The sequence below is a fragment of the Thalassomonas actiniarum genome (assembly GCF_000948975.2).
Classification (GTDB): Bacteria; Pseudomonadota; Gammaproteobacteria; order Enterobacterales; family Alteromonadaceae; genus Thalassomonas; species Thalassomonas actiniarum.
Genome location: NZ_CP059736.1, coordinates 508,956 through 533,118 on the forward strand (window position 1 = coordinate 508,956; position 24,163 = coordinate 533,118).

At 47.9% G+C, this 24,163-nt stretch carries 13 protein-coding genes; 6 read left to right on the top strand and 7 right to left on the bottom strand.

Features of this window, described 5'->3' with window-relative positions:
• Window positions 1–233: 233 nt before the first annotated feature.
• Entirely contained in the window at window positions 234–2,213 is a 1,980-nt protein-coding gene (locus SG35_RS30605) for a tetratricopeptide repeat protein (RefSeq protein ID WP_274055505.1), read from the bottom strand.
• Between the two features lie 1,066 nt (window positions 2,214–3,279).
• The gene (locus SG35_RS30610; protein WP_044830599.1) at window positions 3,280–3,546 is read right to left on the bottom strand and encodes a RebB family R body protein; all 267 of its coding nucleotides are present in this window, start codon (window positions 3,544–3,546) and stop codon (window positions 3,280–3,282) included.
• Window positions 3,547–3,986: 440 nt separating this feature from the next.
• On the opposite strand from SG35_RS30610, the gene flgB reads away from it, so the two are divergent.
• Both flgB and SG35_RS30620 read left to right on the top strand, forming a co-directional pair.
• Entirely contained in the window at window positions 3,987–4,388 is a 402-nt protein-coding gene (gene flgB, locus SG35_RS30615) for a flagellar basal body rod protein FlgB (RefSeq protein ID WP_044833287.1), read from the top strand.
• A gap of 447 nt (window positions 4,389–4,835) precedes the next feature.
• Window positions 4,836–5,093 carry a SymE family type I addiction module toxin gene (locus tag SG35_RS30620; protein WP_044833288.1) on the top strand — a complete coding sequence of 86 codons (258 nt, stop codon included), beginning with the start codon at window positions 4,836–4,838 and terminating at the stop codon, window positions 5,091–5,093.
• Window positions 5,094–5,334: 241 nt separating this feature from the next.
• Here the strand turns inward: SG35_RS30620 and SG35_RS30625 are convergent, their stop codons facing one another.
• The 4 genes from SG35_RS30625 to SG35_RS30640 form a co-directional block, all read right to left on the bottom strand.
• Window positions 5,335–6,216: a hypothetical protein gene (locus tag SG35_RS30625; protein ID WP_044833289.1), complete on the bottom strand. Its 882-nt coding sequence runs from the start codon at window positions 6,214–6,216 to the stop codon at window positions 5,335–5,337.
• 463 nt (window positions 6,217–6,679) lie between these two features.
• The gene (locus tag SG35_RS30630) at window positions 6,680–7,402 is read right to left on the bottom strand and encodes a hypothetical protein (RefSeq protein ID WP_044833290.1); all 723 of its coding nucleotides are present in this window, start codon (window positions 7,400–7,402) and stop codon (window positions 6,680–6,682) included.
• A 1-nt stretch (window position 7,403) separates the two neighbouring features.
• A complete protein-coding gene (locus tag SG35_RS30635; protein WP_044833291.1) occupies window positions 7,404–8,177 on the bottom strand; it encodes a HEAT repeat domain-containing protein in 774 nt (257 codons plus the stop codon).
• A 157-nt stretch (window positions 8,178–8,334) separates the two neighbouring features.
• Window positions 8,335–8,496 (bottom strand): hypothetical protein, encoded by a 162-nt coding sequence (locus SG35_RS30640; protein WP_160298307.1) that lies wholly within the window; start codon window positions 8,494–8,496, stop codon window positions 8,335–8,337.
• 947 nt (window positions 8,497–9,443) lie between these two features.
• On the opposite strand from SG35_RS30640, the gene SG35_RS30645 reads away from it, so the two are divergent.
• The 4 genes from SG35_RS30645 (at window position 9,444) to SG35_RS30660 (ending at window position 10,522) form a co-directional block, all read left to right on the top strand.
• Window positions 9,444–9,596: a hypothetical protein gene (locus tag SG35_RS30645; RefSeq protein WP_169749411.1), complete on the top strand. Its 153-nt coding sequence runs from the start codon at window positions 9,444–9,446 to the stop codon at window positions 9,594–9,596.
• 71 nt (window positions 9,597–9,667) lie between these two features.
• Window positions 9,668–9,832, top strand: coding sequence for a hypothetical protein (locus SG35_RS30650; RefSeq protein ID WP_160298308.1), 165 nt, complete (start codon window positions 9,668–9,670; stop codon window positions 9,830–9,832).
• A gap of 258 nt (window positions 9,833–10,090) precedes the next feature.
• Window positions 10,091–10,258 carry a hypothetical protein gene (locus SG35_RS30655; RefSeq protein ID WP_160298309.1) on the top strand — a complete coding sequence of 56 codons (168 nt, stop codon included), beginning with the start codon at window positions 10,091–10,093 and terminating at the stop codon, window positions 10,256–10,258.
• Between the two features lie 66 nt (window positions 10,259–10,324).
• Window positions 10,325–10,522: a hypothetical protein gene (locus tag SG35_RS30660; protein WP_044833292.1), complete on the top strand. Its 198-nt coding sequence runs from the start codon at window positions 10,325–10,327 to the stop codon at window positions 10,520–10,522.
• Window positions 10,523–11,048: 526 nt separating this feature from the next.
• Here SG35_RS30660 and SG35_RS30665 read toward each other — a convergent pair.
• A complete protein-coding gene (locus SG35_RS30665) occupies window positions 11,049–24,026 on the bottom strand; it encodes a non-ribosomal peptide synthetase (protein ID WP_044833293.1) in 12,978 nt (4,325 codons plus the stop codon).
• Window positions 24,027–24,163: the final 137 nt, after the last annotated feature.

Consider the following 24,163-nt stretch of genomic DNA (forward strand, 5'->3'; position numbering starts at 1 on the left):
CCATTACAACCCAAATCATAAAACGACCAGCTTTAGCTAAGAGTGACAGCTTGCTACAACTAACAGCTAATTAAAGCAATGGAAAGTACTAAACCTAGTGAAACAGTCTCCCCCCTTCTGTTTCAAATCTGATTCACGACCACCGGGCAGGTCGCATAGTTTCGTTCGAAAATTCTAGGATACCTGCAAAAAATGAAACACTTCCCTAGAGAAGTGTTTCATTTTTGATTTTGCTACTGAGTCTGTTTATTACGTAAGTATTCTAATTTTTTTCTTGTTATTTCGAAATCTGACTGAAATTGATTATTATTTGGAAATCTCTCAGCTAATGATTCTGCAACAGGATAACTTCTTTCATAATAGGTGATAGCCGTACCTATGTTTCCATTTACTGCTTCTAAATCGCCTATGCGCTCAAAGGCAACACTCAGGTCACGTTGCCACTGGGCATTGCCCGGGTCGGTTTTAGCCAGCTGCTCTGCTATTGACAAAGATGCCTGATAACTTTTCAGGGCCTGGCTCAGGTCGCCCTGTCGCTGCTGAACATCGCCTATATTGTCATAGGAAACACTCAGGTCACGTTGCCACTGGGCATTGCCAGGGTCGGTTTTGGCCAGCTGCTCCCTGATTGACAAAGATGCCTGATAACTTTTCAGGGCCTGGCTCAGGTCGCCCTGTCGCTGCTGAACATCGCCTATATTGTCATAGGAAACACTCAGGTCACGTTGCCACTGGGCATTGCCAGGGTCGGTTTTCGCCAGCTGCTCTGCTATTGACAAAGATGCCTGATAACTTTTCAGGGCCTGGCTCAGGTTGCCCTGTCGCTGCTGAACATCGCCTATTTTGTTATAGGAAACACTCAGGTCACGTTGCCACTGGGCATTGCCAGGGTCGGTTTTCGCCAGCTGCTCTGCTATTGACAAAGATGCCTGATAACTTTTCAGGGCCTGGCTCAGGTTGCCCTGTCGCTGCTGAACATCGCCTATTTTGTTATAGGAAACACTCAGGTCACGTTGCCACTGGGCATTGCCAGGGTCGGTTTTCGCCAGCTGCTCCCTGATTGACAAAGATGCCTGATAACTTTTCAGGGGCTGGCTCAGGTCGCCCTGTCGCTGCTGAACATCGCCTATTTTGTTATAGGAAACACTCAGGTCACGTTGCCACTGGGCATTGCCAGGGTCGGTTTTAGCCAGCTGCTCCGCTATTGACAAAGATGCCTGATAACTTTTCAGGGCCTGGCTCAGGTCGCCCTGTCGCTGCTGAACATCGCCTATTTTTTCATAGGAAACACTCAGGTCACGTTGCCACTGGGCATTGCCAGGGTCGGTTTTAGCCAGCTGCTCCCTGATTGACAAAGATGCCTGATAACTTTTCAGGGCCTGGCTCAGGTCGCCCTGTCGCTGCTGAACATCGCCTATTTTGTTATAGGAAACACTCAGGTCACGTTGCCACTGGGCATTGCCAGGGTCGGTTTTAGCCAGCTGCTCTGCTATTGACAAAGATGCCTGATAACTTTTCAGGGCCTGGCTCAGGTCGCCCTGTCGCTGCTGAACATCGCCTATTTTGTTATAGGAAACACTCAGGTCACGTTGCCACTGGGCATTGCCAGGGTCGGTTTTGGCCAGCTGCTCCCTGATTGACAAAGATGCCTGATAACTTTTCAGGGCCTGGCTCAGGTCGCCCTGTCGCTGCTGAACATCGCCTATATTGTCATAGGAAACACTCAGGTCACGTTGCCACTGGGCATTGCCAGGGTCGGTTTTAGCCAGCTGCTCCCTGATTGACAAAGATGCCTGATAACTTTTCAGGGCCTGGCTCAGGTCGCCCTGTCGCTGCTGAACATCGCCTATTTTGTTATAGGAAACACTCAGGTCACGTTGCCACTGGGCATTGCCAGGGTCGGTTTTGGCCAGCTGCTCCCTGATTGACAAAGATGCCTGATAACTTTTCAGGGCCTGGCTCAGGTCGCCCTGTCGCTGCTGAACATCGCCTATATTGTCATAGGAAACACTCAGGTCACGTTGCCACTGGGCATTGCCAGGGTCGGTTTTGGCCAGCTGCTCTGCTATTGACAAAGATGCCTGATAACTTTTCAGGGCCTGGCTCAGGTCGCCCTGTCGCTGCTGAACATAACCTATTTCATCAAATAAAACGCTTTTATCTCTTAGTGATTGAGGTGTTAAATTATTAAAGACTGTTTGAAAGGTTTTCAATGCAAGTGGGAGTGACCCATTGCGTTGATATAATCTACCTAAGTAAATATTGTCCCAAACAGTTGCACTGTTTAAAGCAGCTAGTTTTTCATATGCTTCAATAGCTAGTTTTGTATCAACATTGTAAGCAAGAACACCAATGCGTCGCCATTGCTTAGCTGTGTCAGAAGAAGCTTTTTCGGCATGCCGGGTTAATATTATTAGTGCGTTGTCGATTTCACCTTTTTCAATTAAAGCAATCGCTGTTAATTCAGTATCATCACCTTGCTGTACCGCTTCTTGAATAGTTGATTTAGTGTCTTCCTTGAGTTTTTCATTATCTATTTTATGTTTACTAATTAATTTTGAAAAAGCTTTATTCGTTAATTCATCTTGCAAGAGCTTTAGTTGTGAAATCTGTTTTTCGGAGAGATGACCTTCTTTTTTTAAATCACGCAGGTATTGGATTAAAGCTAAATCTTGTTGATCGGGGAACTTTACTTGACAAAAAGACAGCTTATCTTTGTCCCATGCCACAGAAAGCAAATCACAGATAAATAACTTACCTTGAGTTGTTATTGTGCCATACCAAGTAAAAAAAGTGGCGATAGCTATCGCTGCTGCTGTTAATTTACCCCAATTGTGTTTAATAAAACTAAACCTTGCAGAATGTTCTGTAGTTTCATCCATTTTGCGTAATTTCCTTTTATTTTGGGGCGTTACACGGATATCATCGAATGTTTTTTCATCAATTGCAAGCTGAGATTATATCACCATAGTTACTATCACCACATATATAGTCAACACGCTTTACCTCATGCAATTTCAATAAAACTAATAGCCTCAACATTGCTACCGATAATAGCAAACAGACCTGAAATAAAACTAAACATGAGAAATTGAAACACTTTAACTGAGTCTCAACCACATCATATTGTGCCGGAACAAGATGGTACCAATACAATATATAGGGATTAAGAAATGAGCCAATAGTTATAAATAATTGATTGCCCCAGTGAGGGGCAAAGAATCTCAGTAAAGGAAGGTCAGGAATATTCTACGTACCTGGGTCTTACGCACCAGACTGTCACCCTCTATCAATAATGCTTTCGGTGACCTTACCTGTTGCTGCATTTCCTGTATTCATTAAAGCATTAATACCTTGCACCGTTGCAGCTTGGTACATCACATTAGCCTGCTGTTGGCCAGTTGCCAGGTTTTGCCCTCCTGCAGAAAGAGCCTGACTTGTCGTTAACATCAAATCACCCATAGCTGTTGCCGGGACCTCACCGAGGACTTTAGTATTCACTTGAGTTACAGAATCAGTAATTGATCCGTTTACAGTGCTGGGCATAATCTTTTCCTAATTAGTAAACAGTTTCAGTAATTACTTATTATTACCTGAAGGAACAAATAATAATATTACTTAGTATTACAAAGCTGTTTTAATAAAAATTTGAAACAGCTTGGTGTGAACCCCATGAAAATCATGTGTTATACGGACTCGACAGTAATTTGAAAACCATTGTCTTTGTTTTCAATTAGCCAAGAAATATAGCGACAATAGCTAAAGCCGACTCACATACTCTCAATCAAATAAATCGTGTATTTAAAGCTTATTTGCTGAATAAAAACAAACACCCCAGGTGTTATTAATAGCAAGAAAAATCAAAAAACGATTAAGCATTTTTGCCAAAATTGCCCAGCAGCTACCGATAACCAGTGAAATACGTACTGCACATATTCGTTATTCATCATTCGACGAAACCAGTAACGGGCAAAAAAGAGGTACTTATGGCAATTAACTTAGATAACATATTTAAACCGAAAACAGATTTATTACTTCTGCGGGAAAAAAAAGCCGAGATTATTTCATCGAATATTGCTAATGCTGATACGCCTGGCTATAAAGCTGTCAGTGTTGATTTCAGTGCTGCTTTAAAGCAAGCACAACAAGTACAGTCGGTAAAAATGCTTGCCACCCATGAAGCCCATATCAGCCCTGATAATAATATGAACAACAATATTAAGTATCAAATCCCGGAGCAACCCGATACCGGTGACGGCAATACGGTAGACGTGGCAAAAGAGCGCAATGACTTTCTGCAGAACTCGCTTGAATATCAATTTACGTTACGCAATATCGACGGGATGATTAAAGGAATAAGCAAAGCATTAAAAGGTGGAAGTTCATAACGACTTTTTCAGGATGCTAATTTGTTAATGGCATTAAGTGAATATTCACCCACCTTTGGTTTTTCATTAAATTATTAGGAAAATCATTGTTATAAACTTGGCCGTGTTAATAAATGACGAGCATGGCCATATCTTTATATCCTCATATTAAGGTAATTATTCCCTTGGCAAAACGAAGGGATTTTAGCGAATGTTTTTGTTACTTTTACCTGTACAGCAACCCATACAATAGTGACAAAATAGCCATAAAATGATCTGCCAACCCGCCCTGACTTATCTTGTAAATTGGTCTTTTATTAATAGTGCTACCCAAGCCAAACAGGAGAGCGCCTATTCCAATATTGCTTATCTGTTAACTGCTGCTTATGCCAGCAACCAAAGTCGCAACCCCTGAGTGCAGCAACACTCAGAGGTCGCTAACCACAACGAACTACATAGGAGTACGTCATGGCTGAATGTCATCATACGTCAGAGCCAGGCTCGGCAAAAGTAAAATATCCCATTTATCGGCAACTTACCGTGCAGGAGACTGTTTGCGGGTCGGCACCGAAAAGCCGTAATATAGGTATTAGCTACGCGCCGATACAGCTTGAACCCTGCATCATACTCAGGGGAAAGTGGCTCAGCAAGGCCGGTTTTCTCAAAGGGCAAAAGGTCAGTATCAGGGTAAATCAAGGAGAAGTGGTTATTTCACCTCAGCCGTAAGATAGCCTTGGTGATAATAACCGGGGAACAGAAAATTAACACTGCAATACGGAAAAATTAAGCTGCCGTGTGTCACAAGAGACACGGCAGCTTGTATGGTCGGATAATGACTTTTGTGTCAATTAATCGTTGGGTACGCGCAAGAAAAAGTCGCCGCCGCGTCAATTAAGTATTCAAAGCATGATGCCGTCTCTATCTTGAGAAGGCATCAATACTTTTCGGGCACATTTGTCTGTGATAGTTATTGCCTTTGGGCGACGATCCTGCTGGTGTGATCGCTTAAATTCGCCATCGGCAAGAAGGAAAAAGGCGGTACAGGAATGCGGGTAACGGTGTGAGTGATGGCCGGGCCAATTGCATATTCCACTTCAAAGTGAAAACGGTTGGCCAGGCGGTTGTTGGTGCCTTCTTTACGGAAATAGAACACCAGGTTGCCGCCCTGCAGCCGCACGCCTTTTTCTATTTCGTAGGTGGCGCCGGGAATGGGCAGCCAGGTAGTGCCGTCAGTGGTGTATTGATATACCTGGTCGGCGATAACAGAGCCGGTCGTTAGCGGCCTGCGCAGAATCAAGGCCGGGTTGCCGATGGAATGGTCATCCCGGTTAATGCCGCTGTCGGCCCCGGTATTGGTGGTGGCTCCCTGGGTAAAAGTCAGGGGAATAGAGCCACATAAAACCGCATGAAAAGGGGCAGCTGCCGGATTTGTTCTGTGGGTTACCTGTTCCCGGGTACCCACATTTGCCAGCGATCCCATATGACCGTTACTGCTTTGCCAGGTGAGTTTATGGCGGTGGTAGGCTCGCACCAGGTAGTCGGTCTGACCGGCGAACGGGCCTTTGACCACTTTATAAGACTCGAACTCCATTTTCGGTTTGCAGGGCGTGGCATCTACCAGGCCCGGCAAGAACTGTTTCAGGTACATGGAAGCTCCGGCGTATTTGGTTTGCTTGGCATAGGGAACACTGCCCCATAATGCCTGAATTGCCGGTAATTGTGTTACACCAACGGCATGCAGGCCGGCCAAGTGACGTTCCAGCGGACTCATGGAGCTGTCTTTATGCTTGGCATATTTGTCGTTGGCCATTTTGAGATATTGTCGAAAGGTATCGATGCTAAAGGGCATAGGTATCGTCCATAATGTTGGTGAGTTAACTGAATTTCATTCAGGTGCGTTATCTAATTAGTCTAACTTATTAAAATAGTTATTTTTAATTTTTACCGGATGTCATTAGTTAAAATGCTCATCGGGTATATTCTTAGTAACACTTTTTTGGGATAAGTTGCATATTTAGATAATTTTTTTAATTTTTTTAATTTTTTTAATTGTTTTGCTGTTTTAGTGTAATTTCACCGGGCTGGGCATAAGGTGATTTGAAATTATTGCTGCGCCAACTTTTATGTCAACAAAGGAGAATGCCAGTATGGGTTAACAAGATTTTGCGGTATAACCTACCTTGGCAGGGCTCGATTGCCTCCTGGCGGGATTAGAAGCGGGCTTTGTATTTTGGTGCTAGCTCGGTTAGTGAATAACCAAGCTAACTCACCCAAAACCCTTTGTTAAATGAAGGTGCCACTTCCCGGGGGCCTTATTTTCCGCACTGATTAGCTTCAAGCTTTGGTTCTGTTAACTTTTTATGAATGCTTTGGATATAGCTTTTGGGGTTCACTAAGCCCCGGTACTCAACAATACGTTTTGTTTTTGGCTCAACGAAAACTTGTTTCTTTTTAATGCCGTGGTCAACAATGATATTGAGCGACATCGACATCTGAGCCGGCGGGCTTTGCGTATGGAGATCTTTTGACTGTTCCATATAAAGCACGCTGCCTTGTTGCAAGGTGAAATCCCCCTGGTAGTCGATATCAATTAACTCTCCTTCGGCATACTCGCTGCCTTTGTGCTGATATGAGTACATATGGGTGGTATAGCCATTGCCGCACAGCCCCAACGACATCAACTCAAAGTTATGATCATGGCATACGCCATAAGCAAAAAGTTCTTCATCCGTACGAGTGAAATCTTCCCCCGCTCTCGGCTCCCAAACAACCAGGCGCAGCATTACTGTGCTGTCTCTATACAAAATAAAGGAATTCTTGCCGTAGGGGTTTGTATTCGGGTTATTATCGGTTTTTGAGAGCGAGGCTGAAATATGTTCGAGAATATTGGCCGTGTTGTGCTGCACTCCCATCAGCTGTTCGACTAAACCTTGAGTCTCACACAATAGCCGGTCTTTACTAATATTATGTTTAATAAAGTCTATTAAGCTCTCTATGGAGGTGGGCTCAACAGCCCTGGGAGAATAGAATTTCATCTTATGCATTCATCCTTTCAAATTCCGCTAATTGCGCCATGGTTGCATTGGCCTGTGCTCTTATTGTCGGGCACTGATCCTGCAAGAATGAGACTAAAATATGTTTTGCACGCTCGTGGTCTAATTTGAACAATTCAACCAGGGCGTGCCAGCGAATGGCGTTCACCGGGTGTTTGGTTAATTGTTCTAAAAAAGGACTCCCTGCTGTGCCAAACTGGTGCATGATACCGATAAACATTTTATATCGATCCAAATTATGCGTACCGGAATAGGCAGCAAGTTTCTTTCCTGTTTCGCCGCAGTATCGGGCACAAACCGGTCTTTTTATTGACTTGTTGTGCAAAGCGACCACTACCTTTTCCTCCGGCTGGTAAAATTCATAGGCAAAGCCGCTTGATAATATTTTTAGCTGCCGTGTGGTGATGGTATTTTTTTCATCTGCTACTTGTATGCCTTCATCGTCTTCTGGATATGCATGCAGCACATAGCGGTGATTTGAGATAACACTGTACAATGACTCTGACGAAAAGGTGACAGCGACATTAGGGTCGGTTGTTAAAGCATCAAGCGTTAATAACATCCGCCATTGCTTGTCCTCATAAAGCACAATGCCATCATTCCTTACCCTGCCTAGGAGTTCATAGTCTTGCTTGTCTATTAGTTGCTGAATTTCCTGCTTGAAATTTCGTTGCTCTACATATTCGAAAAAAGCAGTATCTATACTCTCAACAGAATCGCTTTTAGCTAATACACTGAAAAATTGGTCCATTTCCATACTGTTACCTGGTGTATAAATCCATCGCAACGATAGAAAAGATCACTGGGCAAGCGAAATATTGCGATGATGGGAAGGTCGCCATTTAACATTGTTAACAATATCGTTTTAAAGGCGATAGGATGGAAGTAGTGGCATTACCACTACTTCAAGCACTCTATAGTTCTTCGATCGGCGGTTCCTGATAACCGATGAAAGGCGGAATGCCACCGCCGGAAACAAACTCAGCGTCTTCAAGGGTAAGTTCTTTCATTGTTTCCGGCACGAAAACATTTAATTTACTTTCTTGGTTTTCAATTTTTTTGTCATGTTTTTTCATAAAAAATCCTGATTAATAATACATATAACGACAACTCCTTTGGGCAAAAAGCACGGCAGACTGAAAATAGCAAACCGCTTTCATTATTTGCCCGCAGGTATGTCTTGTTGAAAAATCAGAACCAGGGATAAGATAAATTACCTGCATAGTTATTTTAACGTTTTGCAATGTTAAATTTACTGAAAATAGCTGGCAGTTAATGCGCAAACTTTCCTTGAGAACCGGCAAATTATGCTGGCGTGCAGGATATAGGTATCCCTGTCCATGAACGACGCGTTCTGATATAACCATTTGTTTTACTATGATTAAATTTGAAACCTCCCGGGTTCGGCTTGCAGAGTACTTAAGTTGAAAAAAGCTGTAAACTCGTAAATCTAACAGGTTTTTGGGGTTGCCCTATAGACTTTGTTTAAAAACATTCACTTTCATTAATCCACACCACTATCACCATTTAGGCGAGCAGTGTTTCACGTTGATTGGACAAACGAAACATTAAGTTAACTCAAGGTCAATTGTGTGTAAGCAAAAATTGACATATCAGCGTAAGCTGATATGGTATAGATGCTATTGGCATTAGCTAATAGCATCTTACAGCAAATTTATCAGTGTAAACCGATATGATATAAAACCTGCCTTATCTGCATTGGCCGATAAGGGATAAACCTGTCTTACTTGCGTCAGCCGGTAAGGCATAAACCTGTCTTATCTGCATTAGCCGGTAAGGGATAAATCTGTCTTACTTGCGTCAGCCGGTAAGGCTTAAACTTGTCTTATCTGCGTTAGCCGGTAAGGCTTAAACCTGTCTTATCTGCGTCAGCCGGTAAGGCTTAAACCTGTCTTACTTGCGTCAGCCGGTAAGGCTTAAACCTGTCTTATCAGCATCAGCCGATAAGGTCTATTTCTGTGCTATTAAACGACATAGAAAAATAATAAAAAAGGATGTTTCAATGAAACTTAAATTGAATAAAAAGAAACTTAAAAACTTGTCAAAAGATAAAAAAAGCCTTCCTGCTGAAATGACCCCACAAGTTGCCGGCGGTATAAATGACTTTCCGGTTGCTACCGGGTGTGCGCGCTATTGTGCGTCTGATATCTTGTAAGGCTGCATTATTTTAATTTGATTTATGCATTAAAAATCAATGCATAACCCTAGTCGAATAAGGATGTAATTATGAAATTAAAACTAAATAAGAAAAAACTTAAGAACTTGTCAAAAGATAAGAAAAGTCTTCCCGCTGAAATGACCCCACAAGTTGCCGGCGGCGGCATAACGGGTCCGTCATCAGGTGGACGTTATTGTGCGTCTGACATCATGGACTGCATGCAAATGAAATAATAAAGCTGAAACAGACGCTGAGCGTCTATAAATTTCAGCAAGCAAACCTTAGCAAAATAATATAAAAAAAGTCACGGTTAAACCAGCAGGCAAGCTGTGCATTTACAACCCCTGGTTGAGCCGGGCTTGAACTCTTTTGCCATTTTTTAGAGCAAATAAAAAAGAGGCGTCCGGATATAAATCAGGCGATAGTGTTTAGTTATGCTATCTCGTTATATTGCTAATTAATATCAATAAAAGAATAACAAGGATATTTCAATGAAACTTAAACTGAACAAAAAGAAACTTAAAAACCTGTCAAAGGATCACAAAAGCCTTCCGGCGGAAATGACCCCGCAGGTTGGCGGCGGTATCAATCAACAAGAACTGCCGGTTCATTCCCAAGGGGGGCGTTATTGTGCCTCTGATATTATGGATTGCAAATAAGCAATAAACTGATTTATTGGTGCATTAAACATGGATGCATCATTTAAACTTAATAAGGAAGTCATTATGAAACTAACTTTAAATAAAAATAAACTGAAAAACCTTTCAAAAGATTACCAGGCGTTACCGGCTGAATTGACACCTAATATTGGCGGCGGCCAGCCAATGATGCTTGCTAAAGATACCGGACCAAGTTTCTGCACCCAGCAGCAGTTGGCGGGGCATACCGGACCGACCCTTTGCACCGCAGCAAAAGAAGCTTAGTCGCTTATAGCGGCTGTTTTTACTGATGTGCCTGCACGGCAGCCTAACGCTGCTTTGATATAAGCAAGGAGTCTGCTGGCCGGGCAGGGCATGGTAAAATGGCTGCGGCAAGCTTGGTATTTATCGCCTTGATGTGATTATTTGTTAACTTGCTACAAATGAAACCCGATCTGAAAAGATCGGGTTTTTTTATGCATGGAGATATTTCAGTCTGTTTTCAGGTGGAGAGGGTTCCCGGCGTAAGCCAAGTACTTACATCCGATAACTACTCCTGCGATCATATGGATGTGAAAGCATAGCGCTTGGTTGAAACTATCACCTTGAATGAGTGTCCGAGAGTAAAAGACTTTCGTGACGCTTAGCCGGTAATGCTGACATTTTTGTCCTGCCAGGTTATCTGCGCTTTTGACAGGGGCAGCAGGCTATTCTTGAGCCGATATGACATAAAAAAAAGCGGCCCAGGAGCTACTCCTGAGGCCGCGACGTTTATAAACCGGCTGTTACCCTGAGTGGGTAACAACAGGAATTAGAGTATCCATTCTTCGGCTTCTTCCTCCTCTTCCGGTTCAGCGGTTAATGCGCTGTTTATCGCCAGTTCTGCTTTGATATGAGCAGCCAGGTCAAAAATGGTCGGTCTTTCAAACGCCAGAATCACCGGCAGCTTGATTTGCCATTGTTCATTTATCTGGGTCACTAAACGTGAAGCCAGCAACGAATGTCCGCCCAGTTCAAAGAAGTCGGCCTGGATACTGATATCGCCGGGATCAAGTGTCAATAACTCCGACCATATCTGTACCAGTTCTTTTTCAATGTCCTGTTCGGGGGCAACATATTCCGCTTGCAGTAAAATGCCCTCCAGGGGGAGTAAAGCTGTTTTATCTACCTTACCATTAGCCGTTAACGACCATTCATCTATCATTACAAACATATTCGGCATCATATAATTGGGTAATGAACCCGAAAGTGTTGCTTTTAAGGCGGTGACAAATGCTTTTTCATCCTCCGGGGTCTCATGCGTGAGATTGGCTTTCACATAGGCAACAAGTTGCTTATCTGCGCTGCTTTCTCCCTTGGTGAGTACCATGGCTGAATGTACGCTTGGACATGCATTGATCTGATGCTCAATCTCTGCCAGTTCAATTCTAAAGCCGCGTACTTTAACCTGGTCATCGATCCGGCCGACAAATTTTAAATTACCGTCGCTTAGGTAACGCACCAGATCACCGGTTTTATACAAACGATCGCCGCTGTTATCACTGAACGGGTTGGCTATAAAGCTCTCCTGTGTTGCCTGTTCGCGGTTAAGGTAACCGCGGGCAACCCCATCGCCGCCTGTGTATAATTCCCCGACCGCGCCGACAGGGGTCAGGCCACCGGCCTTGTTTAATACATAAGTGCTGGTATTTTGCACTGCTTTACCTATAGGTACGCTGGCACCGGGCCTGTTGTTATCCGTGATCTGGTAACAGGTGGTAAAGGTGGTATTTTCTGTCGGACCGTAACCGTTAACCACACATATACCAGGGATATTGTCCAATACCCGGTTTACCGCATCGACATGCAGCACATCGCCCCCTGCCAGTACATACTTGACGCAGCTTGCCCGGGCCGACATTTCACTCCACTGCTCGAATAATCCCGCCGTTAACCATAGGGTATTCACCTTATGTTCGACGATAAAGTCGGTCAGCTGTTTTAAATCTACCGGCTGCGGCGCAAAAATAATACATTGGCCGCCGTTTAACAACGGCCCCCATAGCTCAAGCGTAGCGGCATCGAAGGCGACAGGCGCCGAATGCAAGAACCGGGTATTTTCGTCCAAAGTCACAAAATTACAGTTGCTCACCAGGCGGGTCACGTTATGGTGTTCCACCTGCACCCCTTTAGGCTTGCCTGTGGTTCCCGAGGTATAAAGCACATAGGCCAGGCGGTTGCTAAAGTCTGTCTGTTCCTGTGTCAGTTCGGTTGCCGGCTGTGCCTGAACTTCGGCCTTAATTGCGGCATCGTCCAGACAAAGCAGCTCAATGTCGATATTATCCTTATCAAAAGCCAATACATCCGCCAGGTCAGTGGCTGTCAGCACATGTTGTAGCCCAGTATCGGTTAAAATATGTTGTAAGCGGGACTCGGGGTAAGTCGGCTCCAGCGGCACATAGGCGCCACCGGCTTTGAGTATCGCCAAAATCGACATTGTCATCTCTATCGAGCGGTTGAGACACACCCCCACCAGGGTTTCCCTGCCAACCCCTTGTGCCGACAGGTAGCGGGCCAGGCGGTTGGCGCTTTCATCCAGTTCACGGTAAGTAAGCTGCTGATCATCGGTCACCAGGGCGATATTGTCCGGAGTCTTTTTGGCCTGGGCGGCAAACAATTCATGAATGCCTTTATCCCGCGGATAATCCGCGGCGTTGTCATTCAGCTCATGCAGCAAATAATCCTTCTCCTGCTCAGGTAACATGGTCAGGGCATTGAGCTCGGTTGCTGCTGCCGGCTGAACTTGTGCCATGGCCGTTAACAGGATTTCCAGGTGTTCGTTAAACTGGCTGACATGCTCCCGGGTAAAGATGCTGGTATCAAAGGTCCAGTTTAGCTCTACCCCGTGCTCGTTGATGTTAAGCTCGATATCCAGGTCAAATTTTGCCGTGATAACATCGCTTGACAGCGGCGACAGGGTCAGGTCGGTTAACGCCAGTTTATTGTCTGCCGAGGTATCCCCTAAACCAAAATCGTTATTGGTGGACAAGATGATCTGGAATAACGGCGTATGGGCGGTGCTGCGGGGAATATTTAACCGCTCCACCAGCTGCTCAAACGGTACATCCTGATTATTTTGCGCATCAAGGTGAACCTGGCGTACATGCTGTAAGTAATCTTCAAGTCCGGTGTGGCCGGTATCGACGCGCAGGACCAGGGTATTGACGAAGAAACCGATCAGCGGCTCAAGCTCTGCCTGTCCCCGGTTGGCAAACGGGGTGCCGATAACAATATCCTGGCTGTTGCTGTGACGCGACAGCATCAGCGACAGGGCGCCGTGCATCAGCATAAAGGGGGTTAACTGGTGGTGTGCGGCCAGGGCCTGCAATTGCTTGGCTACCTCGCTTGATAACCGGCCACGCACCTTATCCCCCAGGTGTTGTTTTACGTCGGGCCTTGGTTGATCCAGGACTAAAGAATGCACCGGCGGCACATCGCTCAGTTGTTTGTCCCAGTAACTTAATTGTGTTTCCAGCACTTCCCCCTGCAGCCATTCACGCTGCCAGTGGGCATAATCCGCGTATTGGATTTCCAGCGGCGGCAAAGGATTGCTTTGCCCGGAGGTCAGCGCCTGGTACAGGGCGACGAACTCGGCAATCAAGACATCCATCGACCAGCCGTCGGAAGCAATATGGTGCATATTAAATAATAATGCTCCGCTAGCTTGCTCTTTGTCCAGGGCGATATAGCTGGCACGGATCATTAAATCACTTTTTAAATCAAAAGCTTGTTTCATGTCTTCATCAATGAAAGCTTTCAGTTGATGTTGACGCATGGCTTGATCCAGACCGGTGAGATCATGTCGGGTCAGGGTAAATGCCGCACCCGGCAGAATTTTTTGCATGGCCTGTTTGTTATCTTCAAGATAAACGGTACGCAGTACCTCGTGACGTTCGATAATGCTGGCCAGCGCCAGCTCGGCGGCGTCGCAGTCAAAATTGCCCTTCACTTCGAATGCCGCCGGCATATTGTACTCCGGGCTTGCCCCCTGCATCTGGTCGATAAACCATAACCTTTGCTGGGCAAAAGATAACGGCATCAGATCGCTTTCCCGTTCAACCGCTTTAAGTTGCTGGCTTAAATCCGCCGGAGCGCCGAGTTTAACTACCTCGGCCAGGGTTTTGATGGTGGGGGCATCAAACACAGATTTTACCGAAATTTCCACTGCCAGTTGTTTTCGGATCTCCGCCACCAAACGTACGGTTAACAACGAATGTCCGCCCAGCTCAAAGAAGTCGGCATGGGTGCTGATTTCATCTGCTTCAAGGTTCAACAGCTGCGCCCAAATTTGCACCAGGGCTTTTTCAAAACCGGTTTCCGGCGCCTGGTAATTGCCAGTGGATAAACCGCTGCCGGGAACGGGCAGGGCTTTTTTATCGATTTTATCATTGGCGGTCAGCGGCCATTGCTCGATCACCACAAAGGCCGACGGCACCATGTAATCGGTCAGGCTCTCTTTCAGGCTTTGACGGATCTTATCCAGGCTTTCCTGTTCACTTTCTTCACCTGCTTGCAGTTGCACATAGGCCACCAGGCGTTTCTGTCCCGGCTGATCTTCGCGCGCCAATACCAGGTTGCTGGCTACTTGCGGGCAGGCGGCCAGTTGCTGCTCTATTTCTCCCAACTCGACCCTGAAGCCGCGGATTTTCACCTGGTCATCTTTACGCCCTTTAAATTCAAGTTCGCCGTTAGGCAGATAACGCACCAGATCGCCGGTTTGATATAAATGCTCGCCGCTGCCGCTGTTAAACGGGTGGGGAATAAAGCGTTCCCGGGTCAGATCTTCGCGATGCAGATAACCCCTTGCCAGGGCGCTGCCGCCGATATACAACTCGCCCACGGCGCCTTGCGGCTGCAGGTTCAGATCATCATCAAGCACATAGAGGCTGACATTGTCCAGGCCCAGACCTAAGGAAGAAGGAGCATCGGCCGCTTGCGGATGGCAAACGCAAAACAGTACCGCTTCAGTCGGACCATAAAACTGCAATAAGGTCACCTCAGGCAGGGTTGCTTTTAGTGAGATCAATAATGACTCGGGTACGGCATCGCCGCCGGTGGCGATATATTTCAGCCCCGGATAATCTTGGGTGGCCTGTTCACGGATAATTTCATCCAGCCAGAACTGGGCCAGGCTGGGCACCATATGCACGAAAGTGCAGGTTTTCAGCTCTTCTCTAAGCTCGGCGACATTGATGATTTTGCTGCGCGGCAATACCTTGACTTCTGCGCCGCAGGTCAGGGGATAGATCAGCTCCAGCAGGGAAATATCGAAGGCAAAAGAGGCTATGCTGGGCACGACATCGCCGCTGCCAAGGGCAAATGCCCGGTCAAAAGTATGCAAACGGCCGACCAGGGCATGATGTTCGACAATAACCCCTTTAGGGTTTCCGGTAGAACCAGAGGTGTATATGGTATAGGCAAGGTTGTCCGGCGTTAGCTGGTCGCCCCTGCCAAGGTTATCGGCCGGGTAAGTGTTTAGTGCGCTTACCAGCTCCTGGTTATCCAGGTCGACAAATTCTGTGCCTGGGTCAAAAGCAAAGTCTTGAATAAGGCTTGCCTTGGTCAGCACGCCTTTTACGCCGCTGTCCTGGATCATATATTGAAGGCGAGCTTCCGGGTAACTGGGATCCAGCGGTACATAGGCGCCGCCGGCCTTAAGCACGGCCAGTATGGCTATCAGCATTTCCTGCGAGCGCTCCAGGCAAATACCGACTAAGGTTTCCGGACCTGTGCCCTGTGCTTTGAGGTAATGGGCGAGGCGGTTGGCTTTTTCATTCAGCGCCCGGTAACTCAGCGTTTCCCCTTCAAAAGACAGGGCGATATTGTCTGGTGTTTGCAGGACCTGGGCTTCGAACAATTCATGGATCAGCTGGTCTTGCGGATAGTCAACTTTGCGATCATTAAGCGATTCAAGTAAGTGTTTACTTTCATCAACCGACAGCATATTTAATGATGCGAGCGTGGCCTGGCCGGCAGAGGCACTTTCAAGCGCCGCCATTGACGATAATAACGTCATCAGGTGGTTATTAAGCTGGCTAATATGCTCGGCGGTGAAAATACTGTTGTCGTAGGTCCAGTTTAGATCGACGCCGGTTTCGCTGATATTGATGCCAATATCCAGATCGAAATGGGAAGCGATATTGTCATGGCTTAACGCCGACAACTCGACCCCGGGCAGGCTTATCTGCGACTGGTTGCCGCCTGCATTTTGCTTGGTATTGCTCGATAACATGATCTGGAACAGCGGCGTATGGGCGGTGCTGCGGGCGATATTTAACCGTTCCACCAGTTGCTCGAAAGGCACATCCTGGTTGTTTTGTCCGTCCAAATGCACCTGGCGCACATGGGCCAGGTAGTCTTCAAGCTGCTGATGATTGGTATCCAGGCGCAGCACCAGGGTATTGACGAAGAAACCGATCAGCGGCTCAAGCTCCGCCTGCAACCGGTTTGCCACCGGGGTGCCGATAATAATATCTTTGCTGTTGCTGTGACGCGACAATACCAGTGCCAGTGCGCTGTGCAGCAGCATAAATGGGGTCAGCTGGTGACGGGCGGCAAGGTGTTTTAACTGGCCTGCCACATTGCCGGATAACTGGCCGGTAATGCTGGCACCCGTGTGTTGTTTCATTTCCGCTCTTGGCTTGTCCAGCGCCAAAGAGTGTACCGGCGGCACATCGGCTAACTGTTTATCCCAGTAACTAAGCTGGGCTTCCAATACTTCACCCTGCAACCATTCCCGCTGCCAATGGGCATAATCCGCGTATTGGATTTCCAACTCAGGCAAGTCACTTGCGCTGCCGGTGCTGATGCTCTGGTACAGGCTGACAAATTCGCGGATCAAGACTTCCATCGACCAGCCGTCGGAAGCAATATGGTGCATATTAAAGATCAGTGCGCCGCGGGTTTGATTTTGCTGACTTTGCTCAAAAGTGACAAAGCTGGCGCGTACCATTAAATCTTCTTTTAAATTAAACGGTTTTTGCATATCGGCATCAATCAATGCCTTTAACTCTGCCTTTTGCGCCGTCTCGTCCAGGGGGGTTAAGTCGTGGCGGGTCAGGGCAAAAGTAAAGTTTGCCAGGATCTGCTGATGGGTTTGCTCGTCCTGTTCGATATAGACAGTGCGCAGAACCTCGTGGCGGCGGATGATTTCTGACAACGCCTGTTCGGCGATATCGGCATTAAAGTCGCCGCGTATTTCAAAGGCGGCAGACATATTGTATTCCACGCTGCTGCCCTGGAGCTGGTCGATAAACCATAACCTTTGCTGGGCAAAAGAGAGCGGCATCTGATCGCTTTCACGCATCACCGCCTTTACCTGCTGTCTTAGGCTTGTTTGCGAACCCTGCTCGGTGACTGCGGCCAACGCCTTGATGGTGCTGGCTTCAAAGACAGATTTTACCGTAAGTTCAACCTGCAGCTGTTTTCTGATCTCCGATACCAAACGTACCGACAGCAGCGAGTGACCCCCCAGGGTGAAGAAGTCGGCACTTGTGCTGATCTTTGTCTCATCCAGGGTTAACAGCTGTGCCCAGATTTGGCACAAGGCTTTTTCGGTGTCGGTTTGCGGGGCGATATATTCTCCCTGCAATAAGCTGGCATCGGGCGATGGCAGGGCTTTTTTATCTATTTTACCATTGCCGGTCAGCGGCCAGGCATCGATTAACACAAAAGCGGACGGCACCATGTAGTCAGGCAAGCTTTGCGTAAGCGCCGCTTTTAAGCTGGCGATAAAATCGGCCTGATCTGCTGCTGCCAGCTCAAACTGTTCTGCCTTAACATAAGCAACCAGCTGTTTATTGCTGCTGCTTTCTCCCTTGGCCAGCACTACACCTGAGTGTACCTGCTGACATAAATTAAGCTGGTGCTCAATTTCCGACAGTTCAATCCTGAAACCGCGTACTTTCACCTGGTTATCGGCCCGACCGATAAACTCTAAAGTACCGTCGCTTAAATAGCGCACCAGGTCACCGGTTTTATACAAGCGTTCATCATCCTTGTCGTTAAAAGGGTTGGCGATAAAGCTTGCCTGTGTCGCCTGCTCCTGGTTCAGGTAGCCGCGGGCCACCCCGGCGCCGCCTGTGTATAGTTCCCCGACCGCACCAAAAGGTGTCAGCGCCAGGGACTCGGTTAACACATAAGTGCTGGTATTTTGGATCGCTTTACCGATCGGGATACTCAAGCTGTGCTTGTCTTGCTCGCTCACCCGGTGACAGGCGGTAAAGGTGGTATTTTCCGTCGGACCGTAGCCGTTGATAACTTCAATGCCCGGAATATTTTCCATCACCCGGTTGACGGCATCGACATTGAGCACATCGCCCCCTGCCAGCAGGTATTTAATGGTGCCTGCCTGGGCGGACATTTCACTCCACTGTTCAAACAAGCCCGCCGTTAACCATAAGCTATTGACCTTATGGCTATTGATAAAGTCCGTCAGCTGTTGCAAATCTATATGTAATTCGTCATAGATAATACACTGGCCGCCGTTAAGCAGCGGTCCCCAAAGTTCAAGCGTAGCGGCATCAAAGGCAATCGGCGCCGCCTGTAAAAAGCGGGTGCTTTCATCCAGAGGCACAAAGTTGCTCCTGGTCACCAGCCGGGTTACGTTGTGATGTTCCACCATCACCCCTTTGGGCAGTCCGGTGGATCCCGAGGTATAAATGACATAGGCCAGGTTGGCGCCTGAATTTGATTGTGCTTGTGTGTTTTCAAGTGCGCTGCCTGCTTGTGTCTCTACTTCGGCTTTGAGTTTGTCATCATCGAGACAAAGCAATTTAACGCTGGTATTGTCCATTTTGGCAAGTACAGAGGCCAGCTGGGAGTTGGTCAGCACATGTTCTACCCCGGTATCGGTTAAAATATGCTGCAAACGGCTCTCAGGGTAAGCGGGATCCAGCGGCACATAGGCGCCACCGGCTTTGAGTATCGCCAAAATGGCGACGACCATTTCAGGGGAGCGGTTTAAGCAGACCCCGACAAAGGTTTCCTGAGCAACCCCTTGTGCCAGCAGGTAACGGGCCAGGCGGTTGGCGCTTTGCTCCAGTTCGCGGTAGCTGATTTGGCTGTTGTTCGCTACCAGGGCAATATTATCCGGGGTTTTTAACACCTGCTCGGCAAAGAGTTCATGAATGCCTTTATCCTGCGGATAGTCCACGGCGCTGTCATTAAGGCCATGGAGCAGGTAATTGTGCTCCTGCGCCGATAACATGGCTAAGGCATTGATTTGCGTGTTTGCTGCCGGCGTCAGCTTAGCCATCGCCGTTAACATGTTTGTCAGGTGGTCATTAAACTGACTGACATGCTCCGGGCTGAAAATAGCGCTATCAAAGGTCCAGTTGATGTCCACCCCGTTGTTATTGAGGTTAATGCCGATATCCAGATCAAATTTTGCCGTGATGGTATCGCTTGCCAGCGGCGTTAAGGTGACGCCGTCCAGTGTCAGGGCATCTGTTTCGCCCGCCAGGCCATGTTCGGTATTGGTGGTCAGCATGATCTGGAACAGCGGCGTATGGGCGGTGCTGCGCGGGATATTTAATGCGTCGACCAGCTGCTCAAACGGCACATCCTGGTTGTTTTGGGCATCGAGATGCACCTGGCGCACATGGCTCAGGTATTCATCGAGCTGGCGGTGGCCGGTATTGACCCTCAGTACTAAGGTATTGACAAATAAACCGATCAGCGGCTCAACTTCCGTTTGCATCCGGTTGGCGACCGGGGTGCCGACCACGATATCCGTGCTGTTGCTGTGGCGCGATAAGACCAGCGCCAGGGCACTGTGCAGCAGCATAAAAGGGGTTAACTTATAGTGCGCGGCGATATCCTGCAGCCCCCGTGCAACTTCGCCGGATAACTGTTGTGATACCCGGGCGCCTGAATGTTTTTTGATCTCGGGGCGCGCCTTGTCCAACACTAAAGTATGCACCGGCGGGACATCGGCTAACTGCTGCTGCCAATAACTCAGTTGTGTTTCTAATACTTCCCCTTGCAGCCATTCCCGCTGCCAGCGGGCATAATCGCTGTATTGAATTTCAAGCGGTGCTAACGGACATGCTTGTGTACCTTCATGTGTGCTGGTAAGCGCCTGGTACCGGGTGACAAACTCTTTGATCAGGACATCCATAGACCAGCCGTCGGCGGCAATATGGTGCATGTTAAATAATAATACGCCGTTGCCCTGGTTGTTATCCAGTCGGATATAGCTGGCACGTACCATTAAATCTTTAGATAAATCAAAGTTATGGCAGGTGTTATCTTGGATTAAGGCCGTTAGCTGCTGTGTCTGGGCGGCTTCATCCAGAGCCGTTAGATCGTGTTGAACCAAGGTAAAGGCATAGTCAGGCTTAAGGCGTTGCAGGGTAACATCATCTTGTTCGATATATACGGTGCGTAATATTTCATGACGCTCGATAATCGCGGCAAAGGCCTGCTCGGCGGCTTTGCTGTCAAAGTCTCCCTGCACCGAGAAGGCGCCCGGCATGTTGTACTCTGAGCTGCCTCCCTGCAGCTGGTCGATAAACCATAACCTTTGCTGGGCAAAAGAAAGCGGCATAGGCGCATTCTTGTCTGCTGAGGCGGTGATCTTATCGCGCAGGCTAGCTTGCGAGCCTTGCTCTATCACGGCGGCCAGGTCTTTAATGGTGGCGGCATCAAAAATGGCTTTTACTGAAATTTCCACCTTAAGTTGTTCCCTGATTTCCGCCACTAAACGCACCGACAGCAGCGAGTGGCCGCCGAGGGTAAAAAAGTCGGCATCGGCGCTGATTTTTTCGGCATCTATCGTTAACAGCTGCGCCCAAATCCGGCACAGGGTTTTTTCTGTGACAGTTTCTGGCGCGATATACTCCCCTTGTAAAGCACTGCTATCGGGAGAGGGCAGGGCTTTTTTATCGATTTTACCATTGGCGGTCAGCGGCCATTGCGCCATAAAGACAAAAGCCGACGGCACCATGTAATCGGGTAACGTGGTTTTCAGTGCCTGTTTATAGCTTTCGACGAGCTGTATTTGCTCATCTTCTGTCGGCTCGCTCTGCTCAGGTTTGACATAAGCCACTAACTGTTTTTGACCCGACTGGTCTTCCCGGGCAGCCACCAGGCAACTGGCAACTTGCGGGCACAGGGCTAACTGGTTTTCAATTTCCCCCAGCTCTACCCGGAAACCGCGGATTTTGATCTGGTCATCGATACGGCCCAAACATACCAGGTTGCCGTCCGGCAGCCAGCGCACCAGGTCGCCGGTGCGGTAGGCTTTTTCGCTGGCAGGATCCTGGTCCTGATAGCTATTGGCAATAAATTGTCTGTCGGTCAAATCCGGGCGGTTTAAATAACCCCGGGTTACGCCGCTGCCGGTGATCAACAGCTCGCCGGTGGCGCCGACCGGGGCCAGTTCGCCGGAGCGATTGACTACATAAAACTGTGTATTATCAATAGGCTTACCGATTAAGATGTTTTCATCATCGGCATGGATCCTGTGGACACTGGACCAGACCGTGGTTTCTGTCGGGCCGTACATGTTCCAAAGTTCAATATTGGCGTTGCTTGTTAATTGCTTCGCCAGGCTCAGGCTCAGGGCTTCGCCGCCGCATAAGATCTTGATGTGCGCTTGTGGCTGCCACTTGCTGTCAAGCAGCATACGCCAGGTGGCCGGTGTCGCCTGGAAGATATTGATCTTATGCTGCTCGACCAAATCCATCAGCTGCCGGGCATCCGAGGTGGCGGCTTTTGACGCCACCACTAATTTTGCGCCGCAGATTAAAGGTAAGAACAGCTCCAGGCAGTGAATATCAAATGAGGTCGAGGTGACCGCCAGCAGGCTGTCATCGCTGCTTATGCCGGGCTTGTCTTGCATGGCAAACAGGAAGTTGATCAGGTTGGCATGTTGCACCAGCACCCCTTTGGGATTACCGGTAGAGCCTGAGGTATAGATGACATAAGCCAGGCGGTTTTTGTCGCCGGGCACCAGGGCGGTGAGGTTTTCGCCGGATAAATCGCTGCACAGATCCTGGCCGTGGTTAAGATCGGTAATATGGACCTCGGCTTCTGTCAGGGTGTCTATGTCCAGCTGCGACCAGTTCACCAGGTGTTTTAATCCCGTGTCTTCAAGAATATATTGCAAACGGGCCTTAGGGTAGCTGGGATCAAGCGGCACATAAGCGGCGCCTGCTTTGAGGATCGCCAATATGCTGATCACCATTTCCGCCGAGCGGTCAACGCACACCCCGACCAGGCTGTCGGCTTTAACCCCTTGTGCCTGCAGGTAGCGGGCCAGGCGGTTGGCGCGGGTATTAAGTTCGCGGTAGCTCAGCTGCTCGTCTTTAAAAATTAACGCGGCTTTGTCCGGGGTCTGCTCAACCTGCTGTTCAAATAATTCATGGGCAAGCAGGTTTGCGTCATGCTCGACCTTTATGCCCCGGGCGAAGCCGTTTAAGATATCAAGCTCCTGTTGCGGCAGGATCTCGACCTGCTCCAGGGAGGTAATTTCCTGGCCGGCGACTTGTTTGATAATGGTTTCAAACCTTGCCGACAGCAGTTTGGCATCGGCTTTAGAGATATAGCTAAGGTTATGATCAAGCTGAATTTCTACATCCTGATTTTCACCGTATTCCCAGACGGTAAACATCAGCGGCGTCTGTTCGTGGTTGTGGCTCAGGTACACCAGATCCGCTTCGTGTCCTTCGACCTCTAGCTGGCTGTCAAGCTTGAGGTAATTGAAGGCGATATCATACAGGGAGCCGCGGTGTTGTCCGTTTTGCGCTTCCTGGTGCATATTGCCTATCGGGTAGCGTTGATGGCGGTAGATATGCTTGAGGCCCGACGACAGGCTTTCACATAACTGGTTAAAGTTTTGGCTCAGATCGACCGAGACCCGAAGCGGGCTGACACCGGTGAAGATACCGACCATGTTTTTATCCGCCTGGCTTCTGCGGTTATGTGAAGGAATACCGACAATAAATTCTTTGCCGTTGAGCAGCCTGGAAAAATAGAGGCTGAGAATCGCCAGATAAGCCTGGGAAGCACTGGTGTTGGCTTCTTTTGCCTTTAATGCCAGTTGCCGGTGCAATGCATGGGGGATAGTTAATATTTCCCGGTGGCTCGGCGGTGTTTTCGTGTCCTGGTATTGTTCCTGATACAAAGGCGGCAGGGCCGGCTGTGGCAGGTTTTCCAGTTCACTTTGCCAGAAAACTTTGTCTTTTTGGTAACGCTTGCTTTGCTGGTAAGCCAGATCGCTGTCCGCCACGCTTTGCCAGTCACCGGAGACATGTTCCGGTTCGTTGTTATAGATGCAGCCCAGCTGTTTGGCCCAGTTGGCAAATCCCCAGCCGTCTAAAATCAGGTGGTGGGCAAAACCGACATACTGATATTGCTCGTTGGATATTTTCAGCAAATAAGAGCGGAAAAGCTCGCAGTCGTCTATGTCCAGGCCGGTTTCGAACAGGTCTTTTAGCCACAGCTGTGCCGCTTGCGGCGGGTTGCTTTCGCTGCTGAAATCGATCAGCGGCAGATCCGAAGTGCGTTCATTGCTGACATATTGTCCCAGGCCGGTTTCCGATTCGACAATGCGCAAACCAAAGGCATCATGCTGGCTCACCAATTTTTTATGTGCTGCCTGCAGCCGGGGAATATCCAGTTTTTTAAAACGGATCACGCCGCCGATATTGTATAAGGGGCTGCCCTGATGGTGGAGTTGATCAAAATATATATCTTGCTGGGCTAAGGTTAAGGGGTATACGTTATTTTTATTGTCATTGTTCATTCTATAATAACCTGGATTCTGGCTAAGGAAACAAGTCTCAAATCACGCTGGATGTTAATGAGTCTACTTATTTCATTATCTATTCATTACCTGTGGTTTAAGTCTTGCTATTGGCGAAAACCGTTAAATATTATGAA